This window comes from Galactobacter sp. (assembly GCF_022712295.1).
GTDB lineage: Bacteria > Actinomycetota > Actinomycetes > Actinomycetales > Micrococcaceae > Galactobacter.
This window is the reverse complement of record NZ_JALAGT010000121.1, coordinates 1-14,369: the sequence shown is the minus strand read 5'-3', so window position 1 is coordinate 14,369 and position 14,369 is coordinate 1. Positions and strand designations below refer to the sequence as shown.

General features: G+C 66.5%; 13 protein-coding genes. 6 read left to right on the top strand and 7 right to left on the bottom strand.

Features of this window, described 5'->3' with window-relative positions; translation table 11 throughout:
- The first annotated feature begins 19 nt into the window (after positions 1-19).
- Both Q0A15_RS09255 and Q0A15_RS09250 read left to right on the top strand, forming a co-directional pair.
- Positions 20-1,408 carry a glycine--tRNA ligase gene (locus Q0A15_RS09255; protein ID WP_291279240.1) on the top strand — a complete coding sequence of 463 codons (1,389 nt, stop codon included), beginning with the start codon at positions 20-22 and terminating at the stop codon, positions 1,406-1,408.
- Positions 1,405-2,340, top strand: coding sequence for a GNAT family N-acetyltransferase (locus tag Q0A15_RS09250; protein WP_291279239.1), 936 nt, complete (start codon positions 1,405-1,407; stop codon positions 2,338-2,340). The genes Q0A15_RS09255 and Q0A15_RS09250 overlap by 4 nt, the downstream gene beginning before the upstream one ends.
- Before the next feature lie 106 nt (positions 2,341-2,446).
- Here the strand turns inward: Q0A15_RS09250 and Q0A15_RS09245 are convergent, their stop codons facing one another.
- From Q0A15_RS09245 to Q0A15_RS09215, 7 genes are all read right to left on the bottom strand, one after another.
- Positions 2,447-3,976 carry a C69 family dipeptidase gene (locus tag Q0A15_RS09245; RefSeq protein ID WP_291279238.1) on the bottom strand — a complete coding sequence of 510 codons (1,530 nt, stop codon included), beginning with the start codon at positions 3,974-3,976 and terminating at the stop codon, positions 2,447-2,449.
- A gap of 53 nt (positions 3,977-4,029) precedes the next feature.
- Positions 4,030-4,239, bottom strand: coding sequence for a hypothetical protein (locus tag Q0A15_RS09240; protein ID WP_291279237.1), 210 nt, complete (start codon positions 4,237-4,239; stop codon positions 4,030-4,032).
- A gap of 544 nt (positions 4,240-4,783) precedes the next feature.
- Complete coding sequence (locus Q0A15_RS09235; protein WP_291279236.1) at positions 4,784-5,662, bottom strand: shikimate dehydrogenase; 879 nt, start codon at positions 5,660-5,662, stop codon at positions 4,784-4,786.
- Positions 5,659-6,513: a TIM barrel protein gene (locus tag Q0A15_RS09230; RefSeq protein ID WP_291279235.1), complete on the bottom strand. Its 855-nt coding sequence runs from the start codon at positions 6,511-6,513 to the stop codon at positions 5,659-5,661. The genes Q0A15_RS09235 and Q0A15_RS09230 overlap by 4 nt, the downstream gene beginning before the upstream one ends.
- Positions 6,510-7,655 (bottom strand): Gfo/Idh/MocA family oxidoreductase, encoded by a 1,146-nt coding sequence (locus Q0A15_RS09225; RefSeq protein WP_291279234.1) that lies wholly within the window; start codon positions 7,653-7,655, stop codon positions 6,510-6,512. The genes Q0A15_RS09230 and Q0A15_RS09225 overlap by 4 nt, the downstream gene beginning before the upstream one ends.
- Positions 7,652-8,986 (bottom strand): MFS transporter, encoded by a 1,335-nt coding sequence (locus Q0A15_RS09220; RefSeq protein WP_291279233.1) that lies wholly within the window; start codon positions 8,984-8,986, stop codon positions 7,652-7,654. Before Q0A15_RS09220 ends, Q0A15_RS09225 begins: the two co-directional genes overlap by 4 nt.
- Positions 8,987-9,169: 183 nt before the next feature.
- A complete protein-coding gene (locus Q0A15_RS09215) occupies positions 9,170-10,087 on the bottom strand; it encodes a LysR substrate-binding domain-containing protein (RefSeq protein WP_291279232.1) in 918 nt (305 codons plus the stop codon).
- A gap of 212 nt (positions 10,088-10,299) precedes the next feature.
- Here Q0A15_RS09215 and Q0A15_RS09210 point away from each other — a divergent pair, with 212 nt between their 5' ends.
- The 4 genes from Q0A15_RS09210 to Q0A15_RS09195 form a co-directional block, all read left to right on the top strand.
- Positions 10,300-12,105: an FAD-dependent oxidoreductase gene (locus Q0A15_RS09210; protein ID WP_291279231.1), complete on the top strand. Its 1,806-nt coding sequence runs from the start codon at positions 10,300-10,302 to the stop codon at positions 12,103-12,105.
- An 82-nt stretch (positions 12,106-12,187) separates the two neighbouring features.
- A complete protein-coding gene (locus Q0A15_RS09205) occupies positions 12,188-12,502 on the top strand; it encodes a YciI family protein (protein ID WP_291279230.1) in 315 nt (104 codons plus the stop codon).
- A 12-nt stretch (positions 12,503-12,514) separates the two neighbouring features.
- Positions 12,515-13,561 (top strand): alcohol dehydrogenase catalytic domain-containing protein, encoded by a 1,047-nt coding sequence (locus Q0A15_RS09200; RefSeq protein WP_291279256.1) that lies wholly within the window; start codon positions 12,515-12,517, stop codon positions 13,559-13,561.
- Positions 13,558-14,369 (top strand): FAD-dependent oxidoreductase (locus Q0A15_RS09195; protein ID WP_291279229.1); only part of this gene is annotated, 812 nt, incomplete at its 3' end. The genes Q0A15_RS09200 and Q0A15_RS09195, both read left to right, overlap by 4 nt.

Genomic DNA, 14,369 nt, shown 5'->3' with positions numbered 1-14,369 from the left:
CCTGGAGGGAATCCACCACATGGCAGCTCAGACCACCCTCGACAAGGTCATCTCCCTGGCCAAGCGCCGCGGCTTCGTGTTCCAGGCCGGTGAGATCTACGGCGGTTCGCGCTCCGCGTGGGACTACGGACCACTCGGAGTGGAGCTGAAGGAGAACATCAAGCGGCAGTGGTGGCAGCGCTTCGTGCGCTCCCGCGCCGACATGGTGGGCCTTGACTCCTCCGTCATCCTCCCCACGCCCGTGTGGGAGGCCTCCGGTCACGTCGCCACCTTCACCGACCCGCTGGTGGAGTGCCTGCAGTGCCACAAGCGTCACCGTCAGGACCACCTGCTGGAGGCCTTCGAGGAGAAGAAGTGCCGTGCTCCGGAGAACGGCATGGACGACATCGTCTGCCCCGATTGCGGAACCCGCGGTCAGTGGACCGAGCCGCAGAACTTCTCCGGCCTGTTGAAGACCTACCTTGGCGCCGTGGACGACGAGTCGGGCAAGCACTACCTGCGCCCGGAGACAGCACAGGGCATCTTCGTGAACTTCGCCAACGTGGTCACCACCTCCCGCAAGAAGCCGCCGTTCGGTATCGGCCAGGTCGGCAAGGCCTTCCGCAACGAGATCACGCCAGGCAACTTCATCTTCCGCACGCGTGAGTTCGAGCAGATGGAGATCGAGTACTTCGTCAAGCCGGAGGAGGCCCCCGGCTCCTTCAACACGTGGGTCGAGGACTGCTGGAACTGGTTCCTGGACCTGGGCTTGTCCGAGGAGCACCTTCGCCGCTTCGACGTGCCGGACGGCGAGCGCGCCCACTACTCGGATCGCACCATCGACATCGAGTACCAGTTCGGGTTCTCCGGTGACGGTTGGGGCGAGCTCATGGGCGTCGCGAACCGTACCGACTTCGACCTGAAGAACCACATCGAGCACTCCAAGCAGGACCTGTCCTACTTCGACCAGGCAGCCGGCGAACGCTACGTTCCGTACGTGATCGAGCCGTCCTTCGGACTGACCCGTTCCATGATGGCCTTCCTGGTGGAGGCCTACACCGAGGACGAGGCCCCCAACTCCAAGGGCGGCGTGGACGTGCGCACCGTGCTGAAGCTGGATCCGCGTCTTGCGCCGGTGAAGGCTGCCGTGCTGCCGCTGTCGCGCAACGAGAAGCTCTCCCCGCTGGCACGCCAGCTCGCGGAGACGCTGGGCGCGCACTGGAACGTGGACTTCGACGACGCCGGCGCCATCGGCCGCCGCTACCGCCGCCAGGACGAGATCGGTACCCCGTTCTGCATCACCGTGGACTTCGATTCCCTGGATGACAACGCCGTGACCGTGCGTGAGCGGGACACCATGAGCCAGGAGCGCGTGCCGCTGGATTCCATCGAGGCATACCTGGCCGGGCGCTTGCTGGGAGCCGCATGAGTTCGTCGCTGTCCGGGATCACCTTCAGGGCCTGGGCCGAGGGCGACGACCTCGCCCTGCTGCAGGTCTGGGACGGCCCGCGCACGCCGCAGGCCCACGAGGACCGCACCATGCTGCGTGCCTCCTCCGACACCCCGTTCTCCCGCTGCATCGTTGCGGAGGACTCCGGGGTGCCGGTGGCGGCGGCCGTGGTGTATTCCTCGTCCCTGCACCCGCAGCGCTATTGGTTCTACGCGGAGGTGGCCTCAGGTTTGCGTCGGCGGGGGATCGCGACGGAGCTACTGCGGCTGCTGCGTCTGGAGCTGCCCGACGGCGCCGCGCTGAAGTCCCGCTACACCGTGGGCGCTGCCGGGGAGAACCCGGATGCTGACGGGGCGGCCGGTTTCCTGGAGGCTGCGGGGTTCAAGAACATCCAGCGATCCCGCCTGGTGGTCGTGGAGCCGGGCGTCATCCCGGCACCAGCCATGGAGGAGGGGCTGCTGATCCTGGAGGAAGCCGCCACGGGGTCGGTGGAACTGTCCAAGCTGGCTGCCGAGTTCTACAACGACACCCACGGCTGGGATCCGGCCACTATGACGATCGGCTTGGCCCAGACCATGCTGCTCGGTGATCACACCGGCGCCAAGGGCGCGGTGGTCTTGCGGGACAAGCCCAAGGCCGAGGGCGGGCGCATCCTGGCCTTCGCGGTATCCTACGACCCGGCCCGAGAGGAGGCACCGACCGAGGTGTTCATCGGTTGGGACACCGGGCTGGGTTTGCAGGACGCCACAGTGTCGGTGCGTTCCCTGCTGGCCATGCTCACGCACCAGTACCCGGTGCAGCTGGAGGTCGACGATGCCATGGTGCCGCTGGCCCTGTGCATCGACGAACTTGGACCAAAACAGTTGGCCACAGTGGTGGCGATCTCGGAGATCGTGGCCACGGACGCCTGAGCTCAGGACTCGATAACGGTAGAAAGCCACAGCTACGGTGCCCAGTGACATCTGGGCACCGTAGCTGTGGTTTTCTTCCGTAGCTGTGGCCGGCGGGCCGCGCCGCTCAGTTGTCGGAGCGGCTGAAACCGTTGCGCATGTTGTTGCTCGCCAGGTGCAGCACCGTGCCCAGGAGGTCGTCCGTGGCCGCCCGGACGCGTTCGGCTTGAGCCTCGTTGGCGGCCTCCAATACCTGCACCACGGCGGATGCTGCCACGTCAGCGGCCTCCGAGTCGGCCTCCAGCACCGCCCGGTGACCGGTGGCGAGCGTGGCCTGCTGGTAGCGCTCGATCGTCGGGATGATCTCATTGAAGTGCGCATCCGCTAGGGCCGCGATGATGCGCGAGGACCAGTAGAGACTGTCCGTGCTCACCTTGGCACCCGTCGATCCCAGATAATCCGGCACGGAGCCCACATTGGTGTACAGGGGCACCAGGGTGTTGAACGGGTTGGATGCATAGGCGACCCACTGCAGCGAGCGGTATTCCTCGGGGATGTAGGGGCGCACCTGCAGGATCGCCAGGACGTTGTGCCGATTGATACCGATGGGCCGGAAACGCGAACGCTCGGAATCCGTTCCGCGGGAGGAATACGGGTCATACACGGTGCCCTGGAAGTGGGAGCTGAGCACGTCTTTGACGTCCTCGATGCTCAGTTTGCGTTCCGGGCGGCGGGACCAGGGGATGTCGTCCGCGTCCGGACGCAGCCCCTCCGCGGAGTCCCACGCCTCGGCATGCGGGTTCAGCGTGCGCTGCATGTACCAGGCGCGTGGTGTGTTGTAGACGTGGTCGGAATCCGAGTGGGAACCGAAAGCCAGGCGCGGGTTGAAGACCTTGTGCCCGACGGCCTCGTCCCCGGCTTCCGCCGGGGCCAGATCCAACGCCAGGTGGTGGTCCGCGATGAAGTCGGCGAGGTCGCGGCTGCACAGGTGTTCGCGGCCCTCCGCGAGGGCGTCGTCCAGGTCGAAGGAATCGATGCCCAATTGGTTGGGCATGGTGACGTAGTGATCGTCTGGCACGCGCTTGGCGATCCAGTGATGTCCTCCCACGGTCTCCAGCCACCAGATCTCGTTGGCGTCCGAGAACGCGATGCCGTTCATCTCGTACGTGCCGTGTTCGGTCAGCAGCGCGCCCAGCCGCAGCACGCCCTCGCGGGCGGAGTGGATGTAGGGCAGGACCACGGAGACGAAATCCTCCTCGCCCAGGCCGCCGACGTGTTCGGGGACGTGGGAATCCGTCCCGGGTTCGCCGACTTCCGCGCGGAAGCTCACCAGCGGGTCTGCTCCAAGCACGCGGGGGTTGGAGGTCAGGGTCTCGGTGGCGCTCATGGCCACGTTGGCCGCGTTGATTCCTGCACAACCCCAGATGCCCTCGTCCGGCAGCGCATTGGGGATGGCCATGTAGCGCAGTGGGTTCTCCGGCAACTCGAGGCTCACGTGAGAGAGCACCGACGTGTACGTGGTGGGTTGGTGCTCCGGCTTCACCACGATCACCTTCTTGGGATCGAAGTTCCCAGCGCTGGAGTCCTCGTTGCGAGCCACCAGTGGTGACCCGTCGTAGCTCGCGTCCTTACCGACCAATATCGTTGTGCAACCCATGCCTCCACCTTACGACTGCGGGCGGGGGCAGATTCTTGGGGATGTTGTCTGATCTACCACGTCTCGTAGGTGTCGAGGCCCACTGTGAATCCATGGGCATCGAACACACAGGTCACGTTGTTCTCGTGGGCTCCGCACACGACCTCGTCGTCGTTCTCCCACGACGTAACGACCGAGAGCTTGTGGTCGTTGGACAAAGTTGCCCCGGTTCCAACGGCGGGGTAGTCACCAGTGCGCTTCCAGTGCTTGGGTTCGCCACCCAAGGGAGTTCCGAAATCGGGGCTCCACCCCAACGTGTCCGCTGTGTCTGGTTGATCTTCAGCTCGTTGGGCCCTCTGATCGGCAGGCCAGACACTGTGGGGACGGACGACGGCGCAGGCGGCTTGCTCGACGACGACATGGCAATGAACGGATTCGTCCTCGGTACTGAACCGGGTCCCAGCGTTGGAACCGGAACCATTGCCGGTATACATCAGTGAGTCTTCTTCCACCATGCCCTCCAAGACTGCTGACCGATCCACCGGGGGAGTGGGGGAAGGCAAAGCTGTCGCGCTGCTCGCTTCCGAAGATGTGGGGCTGACCGCCGGGAGAGTCTCGTCTCCGGAGCATCCCGTGACACAGACGGTGAGGAACCCGGTAGCGATGAGCGCCGAGAGTTGGACACCACGCGCAGACAGCTTCGACATGTTCACTGACGCTACCTCAGCGCTGCGCCGCCGGACAGCCTCACCCTCCACTTCGGATGATCTCCCTGCTGTCGGATTCACGCCGCCGAAGCGGTGCGTTAGATGCGAGAACGAGCGTGGATCAGTTCAGACCGTCCACGAAGGTCGCGTGCATGGCTTCTCGTGAGGCGGGACGTCCCGTGAACAGTTCAAATGCGGCCACGGCCTGACCCACCACCATGTGCGCTCCGCCGAACGCGGGGCACCCCAAGTCCTCCGCAGCTCGAACCAGGGTGGTGCGCAGCGGCCGGTACACGGCGTCGCCCACCCAGAGCCCGGGATGGAGGGCGGACACGTCCACCGGTGAACCGTCGGAGACGCCGGTCATGCCCACGGGCGTGCAGTTGACCAAGCCGGAGGCCGAAGCCAAAACGGCCGGGACATCTTCGGGCACGGTGATCACCATCCGTGAGGTATCGAAGGCCTCGGAGAGCCTGGCGACCAGCGCCTGCGCGCGGGAGGCGTCCAGGTCCACCAGGTGCAAACGGGGCGCCCCGGCCTTCAACAAGGCATAGGCCACGGCGGACCCGGCCCCGCCGGTGCCGACCTGCACCACGGGCCCCGCATCGGCACGGACGTCGATGGCGTTCATGGCGTCGGTGAAGCCGAGATGGTCGGTGTTCTCGCCGCGCGCGTGGGAGTCCGCGAAGAGGACGGTGTTGACGGCGCCGAGGAGGCGGGCGTCGTCGGACATGGAATCCAGCGCGGGCATCACGGCCTGCTTGGCAGGGTGGGTCACGTTGAGTCCGGTGAACCCGAGGTCCGCAGCGAGGCCGACGAACCGTGCCCAGTCGGGTTCTGCGCCCGGGGCGGCGCCTACTGGGCCCGACATGGTGAACGGATCCAACGGGCGATAGACCAGCGGGATACCCTGGCGTGCGCCCTCGGCCTCATGCATGGGAGGGGTCGACGAACCGGCGACGTTCTCGCCCAGCAACCCCAACAGGACGGAGTCGCTCATGCCGTGCGCTCCCCGAGGCCGCGCAGCAGCGTGGTGGTGGCGTTGTGGAGCCGGCGGGCGTAGCCCAGCGAACCCAGCGAGGCCACCAACTCGGCGTTGGGCACCTCCAGACTGAGGGGCGCGTCGGCGGGGACGGCACGAACCAAGTCCGCCAGCGGGAAGTCACCTTCGCCGGGCGGTAGCCGGAGGGCACGGGACTCCACCTTCAACGCCCCACCGTCCGCGGTCATCCCGCGGGGGAGGGGAGCGTTGATGCTGAGGTCCTCAGGCAGGACGCGAGGACCATCGCAGAATTGCAGCACCGGGATCATGGCTGGGTCCAGGGCGTCGATGTCGTCGGCGGCGGATCCGCCGCGGACCACGTGCAGCGGATCCAGCATGATGTGCGCTCCGGCCGGGCCCGCGATGGCGGCAGCCTGGGCCACGGTCGAGATTGCGTTGTAACTGATCGGTTCCAACGCGGGCACCATCGAGAATTGCTCGGCGTCCTCCACCAGCCGGTGAAGGGTCTCCGTGAGCCGGCCGGTGTCCGAGTCTTGGCCGGCCAGGTTCAACGTCGAGGCGCCCAGAGCGGCTCCCGCCTCCAACATGGGCATCCACGTCTCCGGTCCGGCGGTGCCGTCCAGGGATAGGAACTCGATGTCCGCCACCTTGAGACCCGTGTCCGCCAGCCGGGTCAGCGTCTCCTTGGACGCGGACGATCCGGGGGACATATCCGGATGGATCTCGGTGGGAGTTGCCCCACGAACACGGATCCCCACGAAGTCGAACCCGGCCTGGGCGGCCGTGTCAACCAGCTCCGGCGGATCCAGGTGCAGAAGACTCAGATGAGCCAGGCCTAGTTTCCTCATGTGCTTGCAGCGTCCTTTCCGTTCATGCCCGACGTCGTGGTGTCGGCTGGTGTGGGGCCCGCGGCGGCCGCGCCCATGGCGGCGGCGGTGTCGACGCGTTCGGCCCGCCCCGAACGCATCGACGCGTAGATAGCCCCGAGCGTGCGCAGGGAACGTAGAGCATCCTCGCCGGTCACGGCGGGCTGACGCCCCTCACGCAACGCGGCCACCATGTCCTGCACCTGCAGGGTGTGGAACGGGGTCAGGGCGCCGTTGATGCTCGCCAGATCCGGTTCCGGTGCCAGCTCGGTGAGCGGGTCCAGATTCTCCTGACCCTCGACGGTCCAGACGTGGGTTCGAGCTTCGGTCCCTTCCGGGTACTCCAGCAGCCCCACCGTGGCGCCCGAGGTGCCGGTGATCTCGATGCTCTCGCCCAAACCGCGCGACAGGCCGGTGGAGGCCGAGAAAGAAGCAATGGCGCCAGAGGTGAAGCGCAGGGTGGCGGTCAGGGTGTCCTCCACCTCGATGTGCTCGCCGTGAACGTAGGTGTCGGCCTGGGCGTAGACCGTCTCCACGTCGCCCAGGTACCACTGCAGCAGGTCGAGGTAGTGGATGGCCTGGGTCATGAGGACGCCGCCGCCATCCGCCGCCCAGGTGCCCCGCCACGGGGTGGCGGAGTAGTAGGAGGGGTCCCGGTGCAGCAGCACCTGAACACGGCCCAGCATAGGGGCACCCAGGGCACCTTCGTCCAGGGCCGCCCGAATCCGCTGGGCTGCGGGCCACCAACGGCGCTGATAGATGGCGCCGAAGGCCACCCCGGCCTCCCGGCACGCGGAGACCATGGTCTCCGCGATGCCGGGATCCACGGCCAGCGGCTTCTCACACAGCACGTTGATGCCCAGTTCCGCTGCGCGAATCACCAGGGCGGCGTGGGTGGGATGCGGCGTGCAGATGCTGACCAGATCGGGGCGTTGAGCAAAGAGCTCTTCGGTGTCCCCGAAACCCTGCGGGATGCCGTGGGCCTTGGCGAAGGCCTCGGCTCGAGCGGCGTCCACGTCGGAGCAAGCGATCACCTCGACCCCGTCGCAGCCACGGTAGGCGGCAATGTGGTTGGCGGCGATGGCGCCGCAACCGATCACGGCAACGCGCAGGGTGGTACTCACTTGCGTGTCCTCCCGAGTTCGGCTGTGGGGGTCTTGAACGTCTCCGGGCTCAGCAGGGCACAGACACCGGCGATGGCCACACAGACACTGGCGAACATGGCAACGCCGAACCAGTTGTGCTCGGTTCCGGAGATGGCCTCGGCAATCGCAGGGGTGAAGCCGGCCACCAGTAGCCCGATCATCAGGGAGATGGCCATGCCGGAGTAACGCACGTTGGCGGGGAACTGCTCGGGGAAGTAGGCGGGATAGACGCCGTTGGACATCGAGTAGGCGCCTGCGACCAACAGGATGCCCAACACCCACACCATGACGGTGTTGTCGGGGCTGCCGGTGGCCAACTGCCGCAGGAAGAGGATGATCAACACGATCTGGGCCACGGCACCGGTGATGTACACCGGCTTACGGCCGATCCGGTCGGAGAGGGCGGCCCACATCGGGACGGTGAAGACGGCTACCAGGTTGGCGACGGAGACGAACGTGAGCATCTCGCCGCGGGGGATCCCCGAGACCTCGGTGCCGTAGGAGAGCGTGAAGACGTTGATCATGGTGTTCACCATGGTGAACAGGCTCATGCCGGTGACCAGCACCAGAGGCTTCCAATGCTTCCTGACCAGTTCAACTGCGGGTGCCTTCACGACCAGGTCGTTGGCCTTGGTGTCCTCGAACACCTCTGGCTCCTCCAAGGTGGAACGCAGGATCAGGGCCACGATGGTCACGATGGCTGAGAGCAGGAACGGGATGCGCCAGCCCCAGCTCATCAAGGCGTCCTCTGGCAGCAGCTGGAGCGGGATGAATACAGCGGAGGAGAGCACGATGCCGAAGGTGATGCCGGACATGGTCCAGGAGGAGAGGAACCCGCGGTGTCCCGGTGCAGCGTGCTCCATGGACAGCGAAGCAGAGCCGGGGGACTCGCCGCCCGCGGAGAGCCCCTGGGCCAGGCGCAGAAGCACGATGATGATAGGTGCCAGGATGCCGATCTGGTCAAAGGTGGGCACCAGACCCACCACCAAGGTGGAGATACCCATCAACAGGAGCACGATCAGCAGCACCTTCTTGCGGCCGATCTTGTCTCCGAGGTGTCCCCAGACCACCGCTCCGAGTGGGCGGGTGACGTATGCGACGCCAATAGTCGCTAGGGAGAAGAGCTGGCCTGCGGTGCCGGCTTCCGGGAAGTACAGATCCTTCAGATACAGGGCTGCTGCTGTGGCGAAGATGAAGAAGTCGTAGTACTCGAGTGCGCTACCGACGAATCCGGAGATCGCCGCGTTGCGGGCGTTCTTCTTCTGTTTTGCGGTCCGCGGGAATGCCGAGGACGGGCTAGTACTGGTCATGCGTGTTCCTTGCGCTGGACCGGATCAGCACCCCGTTGTGTGCTCCGCCGGCTGGGAATGGGTCAAAAGACGTGTCAACCGTTCGTGGTCGACGCCACATACGACCTTGGGGCATGCATCGAAAAAACTCCAGGACCTAATCAGTCTCAGACTATGTATGAGATGCACATGATGATTCTCTTCTCATTCCCTGGCGAAGACCGGGAAGGCCTCGAGGGGGAACACCCGATCCAGCACCTGGATCAGGGCGGCCAAGGGTACTGAGTCGTTCTCGGCCGAGTAAGCGAAGCCGTGGACGTAGGGGGCGATGCTGTCCTCGAGGTCCACCCAGACCGCGTTCTCCGGCAGCAGCGGGATGACCTCGGAGGACACGATGGTCACGCCGACGCCCGCAGCGACCATGGACAGCACCAGGAACGGATCGGACACGGCCTGTGCCACGTCGGGTGCGAAGCCTGCGGCGAGGCAGACCTGGCGAGCCATGACTGTCATGGAGGAATTGCCGTCCACGGGGCCCATGACGAAGGATTCGTTGCGCAATTCCCGTACTGCCACCCGTTCGCGATCTGCCAGTGGATGATCCCCTGGCAGCACCAGGCCGAGTCGCTGCACGGAGATGGGCCTTGCGCGGAGGGGGTCCTCCACGCTGTTCACGATGCCCATGAAGGTGGCGTCCAGCTCGCCGTTAGTGACCATGCGTAGTCCGTCGAAGGTTCTCACTCCGCCCACGAGGGTCAGTTCCACCTTGGGGAACTCCCGGCGCAGCGCGCGGGTGAGTTTGGGCAGCGTGTGGTGGTTGTGGACGCCGGAGAAACCCACACGCAGCCGTCCGGCCGGTTCGCCGTCGGCGCTGCGTGCTGCGTCCATGGCGTTGTTCAGGGTGCGTAGAGCCCTGTAGGCGTAGGGGAGTAGCGCAGAGCCCGATGCGGTGAGGGACACCGATCGGGTGCTGCGGTGGAAGAGCGGCGTCCCGACCTCCTTCTCGAGGCGCCGGATGACCTGGCTCAGGGGGGACTGTGCCATGTGGAGGCGCTCGGCCGCTCGGCCGAAGTGCAGTTCCTCGGCGACGGCGACGAAGGCATCCAACCAGCGGATCTCCATGGCTCCTCCTCCAGGTGTGGGGTACAGGGAAAGGTGGGTGAGTGATGGCCAGGCTACGGCACATGATTATGTGCATCAATCTACATGAACGATGACCAATCAAGAATATATGGCTCCTGGTGCTGGATTGTGGCCGTGATCGGGGCCACGATGCTTGAGGCGAGGGCGCACCGATGCGCCCAGCGCTCGAGAACGAGAGGACCACCCGCCCCATGAAGCTCACCCCGAAGCTGCGCCGCAGCACAGCGGGCCAGGCGGCCGCCCAGGCCGCGTCACCGACGCAGGTCGAGGCCATGACGTCGGGCACGAGCAACGACGCGGACGTGGTGGTCATCGGCGCAGGTGCGGCCGGGCTCGCCACCGCTGTCACCGCAGCGCACCGGGGCTTGAAGGTCGTGGTGCTGGAACGCGCCAGGCTTGCGGGCGGCGCCACGTCCCGTTCCGGCGGCTGGATGTGGACCCCACGCAGCGAATTCGCCAAGGCCGACGGCGTGATCGAGACGATCGAGGACATCAAGGCCTACATCAAGGCGGTGATCGGGGACGAATACGACGAGGACCGCGTCCATGCCTTCCTCGAGAACGCGCCCGAGATGGTCTCCTTCTTCGAACACCAGACCGCGCTGCAATTCACGCCCGGCACCAAGATCTGCGACATCTACGGCAACCTGCCCAACGCCGGCACCGGTCACCGCTCGGTGGGGCCCAGCCCCATCAACGGGCGCAGGCTGGACAAGCGCGTGCTGAAGAACATGTCCCCGCAGTACTGGGAGACCTCCTTCCTCGGCATGGGCATCATGGCTGGACCGGACCTCCAGGGCTTCCTGGGTGCCGCGAAGCTCAAGCCGTCCGCCTGGGTGCACAGTGCCAAGCGCGTCATCACCCACCTCTTCGATGTGGTGACGACCGGCCGTGGGCAGCACCTGGTCAATGGCGTGGCGTTGATCGGCCGCCTCATGCAGTCCGCCTACGATGCGGGCGTACGGATCGAGGTGGAGCATCAGGTCACCGAACTCACCCGTGATGCCGACGGCCGTGTGGTCGGGGTCGTCGCTGAGACGCCTCGCGGACGGGTCCGCTTTGGGGCGCGTCGCGGTGTGGTGCTCGCCGCGGGCGGCTTCAGCGCCAACGCGGCCATGCGGCAGGAGCTCTTCCCACACAACCGCACGGCTGACGACCATCACACGCTGGCCCCATCCACGGCTGACGGCGCCGGGATCGAGTTGGGCAGGTCCGTTGGCGGTGTGCTCGACGCCTCTGGCGCTTCGCCCGCCGCCTGGTGCCCGGTATCGCTCTACCCGTACAAGTCCGGACGCACCGGCGTCTTCCCCCACATCATGGACCGAGCCAAGCCCGGATCCATTTCCGTGACCCGGGACGGCAAGCGATTCGTCAACGAGGCCAACGGCTACTGGGATTACATCAACGGGCTCAACGCCGCCACACCTCGCGGCGAGGTCGCCGAATCCTGGCAGATCGCAGACTCCCACACGGTGCACATGTACCCCTTCGGTTTCGCCATGCCGTGGCCTGTGCCCAAGGCACCATTCCTGCGGTCCGGCTACATCCGTCGCGCCGACACCTTGGAAGAACTGGCGGCCGAGTGCGGCATCGACGCGGAAGGCCTGAAGCGCACGGTTGCCGAGTTCAACGCCAATGCCCGCCGTGGTGACGACCCTGAGTTCCACCGAGGGGAGACCCCCTTCAACCGTTACGGCGGGGACCCGGACCACAAGCCCAACCCGTCGCTGGCACCCATTCAGAAGGGCCCGTTCTACGCCGTGCACGTGCGGCAGGGTTCCTTCGGCACCTTCGGAGGACTCCGCGCCGACGCCAAGGCCCGGCTGCTGGATGAGCAGAACCGGCCGGTGCCAGGCGTGCATGTGGTTGGGGTGGATCAGAAGAACCTCTTCGGTGGCTTCTACCCGGCAGGTGGCGTGAACATCGGCCCCGCCATGACCTTCGGCTACATCGCCGCCAAGGAACTGGCCGCAGTCGAGCCCGCCCAAGGCATCTGAGTCCCGCCCACAGCGTCATCCGAAATCGTCGCTTCAACCAAGCAACACCAACTCAAGCAACACCAACTCAAGGAGAACCACCATGTCCCTCTTCGCCGTCAGCTACGTCTACGCAGAGAACTCCGACGCCGGTCGCGACGAGCACCGCCCCAAGCACCTCGAATTCCTCCAGGGCCTCTTCGACTCCGGCACCCTCGTGGTCTCCGGCCCCACCGACGCCGTCGAGGGCCACCGCGACGGTGCCCTGCTGATCATCCGGGCAGTCGATGCCGCCGCCGCTGAACAGACCATGGCGAACGACCCGTTCGCCCAGCTGGGCTTCGTGGAGCGCGTGGTGCGCCCCTGGACCCCCAAGTTCGGTGCAGCACGCCTCGCAGACGACGCACAGGGGGCCTGAGTCGTGTTCGCCATGCGCACGGTCTCAGCGAAGACCATCCGCGAAGAAGAGCTTCCCAAGCCCGTCCCGGGCCCGGGGCAGGCGCTGGTGAGGATCGACCACGTCACCCTCTGCGGCACGGACCTGCACATCTGGGAGGACGACTACACCACCGAACTGCCGCTGATCCAGGGTCACGAGCTCTCCGGGACCATCACCGAACTGGTACCCGGCAGCGGCAGTCGGGAGGCGCTCGCCGAGGGCGTGCGCGTGGCGATCGACCCGCTGGACACCTGCGGAGAGTGCCAGGCCTGCCGACGCGGCCGCGGCAACGTGTGCCCGCACCTGACCGTGCTGGGCTGCTACGGAGACGGCGGTTTCGCCGAATACGTGGTGGTTCCGCAGGAACGGCTCTATCCGATCCCGGATTCGCTGCCCAGCGACCTGGCGCCGGTCGCAGAACCCATCGCCATTTCCTTGGAGGCCGTGACCCGCGGCCGCGCCACGGGTGAGGACACCGTCCTGGTGCTCGGTGCAGGCCCCATCGGGCTGCTGGCCACCTTGGCCCTGCACGATCTCGGCGCCACCGTGGTCACTGCGGACACCCTGCCAGGGCGGCTCGAACTGGCCAAGCGTTTCGGTGCCGACCACACCCTGCTGATCGACCCCACCCAGGACTTCCCCGCGGAGACCTTGGCCGGTTACATCGGGGATCGGGCCGCAGATGGACCCGAGCTGGTCATCGAGGCCACCGGCGTCCCGTCCTCGCTGACCAACGCCATCCGCGCGGTGGCCCCCGCCGGCCGCGTGGTGCAGGTGGGCATCTCCACCCGCCCCACCAACTTCCCGCTGAACCTGGTGCCCTTCAAGGAAGTGGACATCCTGGGTTCCCGTAACTCCCAGGGGCTGATCCCTCAAGCGCTGGAACTGATCGCCCGCCACCAGGACACCGTGCGCTCCCTGCTGACACACCGCTTCCGGATCCGGGACCTGGAATCCGCCTTCGCGACCTTGGGCGATCCCAGCCAAAACGTCGGCAAGATCCTGATCGACATGCATCCCGAGGAGGCCGCATCATGATCCTCACACCCGTCAACGAACTCCCACAGACCACGGACGTCCTGGTCATCGGCTCCGGCGCGGCGGGCCTCACCGCCGCCACCCGCGCAGCCGAGACCTCCACCGTGGTGGTGCTGGAGAAGGCACAGCAGCTGGGCGGCACCACCGCTGTGGGCGGCGGCGTGCTCTGGGCCCCGGCCACAGACCTCGGCGCGGCAGCAGGCTACGAGGACTCCCGGCAGCAGGGCATCGACTACTTGCTCGCGGCCACCGGTTCAAAGATGACCGAGGAAGCCGCGGCCTGGTACGTGGACCGCATCGGCGACGCCGTCACCTGGCTGACCGAGCACTCCCGCGTCAACTTGGTCCCGCTGGCTCGGCCCGACTACCGGCTGACACACTCCGGATCCACCCAGGGCGGTCGCAGCCTCGACAACGCCGCCGTGGACGTGGGCGCTGTTCCCGGCCTGCGTGAGGCCCTGCGGCCCTCAAGCTACTTCCCGCTGCTGACCATGGAAGAACGCGACAACCTGAACGGCGCCGCGCCGGACCCCGACCTGCTGGCCTCCCGCGCGGCCGATGGTGTACGCACCATGGGCGGCGCGCTCGCCGCCTCTCTGCTGCTCTCCGCGCTGGACCGTGGGGTCGAGGTCGCTGCCGGCGCTCGCGTCACCGGACTCGAGCGTACGGAGACCGGCTGGGCCATCACGGTCAACGACGGCGAGGCCGTGATCGGGGCCAAGAACGTGGTGGTGGCCTCCGGTGGTTTCGAGTGGAACCAGGAGCTGCAGTCAGCCTTCCTTCCCCACCCCATCACCCCCATCTCCGC

Excerpts from the sequence above, each read along its gene's own strand:
- Q0A15_RS09220 (WP_291279233.1), bottom strand. The coding sequence starts at position 8,986 with ATGACCAGTACTAGCCCGTCCTCGGCATTCCCGCGGACCGCAAAACAG.
- Q0A15_RS09200 (WP_291279256.1), top strand. The coding sequence starts at position 12,515 with ATGCGCACGGTCTCAGCGAAGACCATCCGCGAAGAAGAGCTTCCCAAG.
- Q0A15_RS09245 (WP_291279238.1), bottom strand. The coding sequence starts at position 3,976 with ATGGGTTGCACAACGATATTGGTCGGTAAGGACGCGAGCTACGACGGG.
- Q0A15_RS09235 (WP_291279236.1), bottom strand. The coding sequence starts at position 5,662 with ATGAGCGACTCCGTCCTGTTGGGGTTGCTGGGCGAGAACGTCGCCGGT.
- Q0A15_RS09205 (WP_291279230.1), top strand. The coding sequence starts at position 12,188 with ATGTCCCTCTTCGCCGTCAGCTACGTCTACGCAGAGAACTCCGACGCC.
- Q0A15_RS09250 (WP_291279239.1), top strand. The coding sequence starts at position 1,405 with ATGAGTTCGTCGCTGTCCGGGATCACCTTCAGGGCCTGGGCCGAGGGC.
- Q0A15_RS09230 (WP_291279235.1), bottom strand. The coding sequence starts at position 6,513 with ATGAGGAAACTAGGCCTGGCTCATCTGAGTCTTCTGCACCTGGATCCG.
- Q0A15_RS09255 (WP_291279240.1), top strand. The coding sequence starts at position 20 with ATGGCAGCTCAGACCACCCTCGACAAGGTCATCTCCCTGGCCAAGCGC.
- Q0A15_RS09210 (WP_291279231.1), top strand. The coding sequence starts at position 10,300 with ATGAAGCTCACCCCGAAGCTGCGCCGCAGCACAGCGGGCCAGGCGGCC.
- Q0A15_RS09215 (WP_291279232.1), bottom strand. The coding sequence starts at position 10,087 with ATGGAGATCCGCTGGTTGGATGCCTTCGTCGCCGTCGCCGAGGAACTG.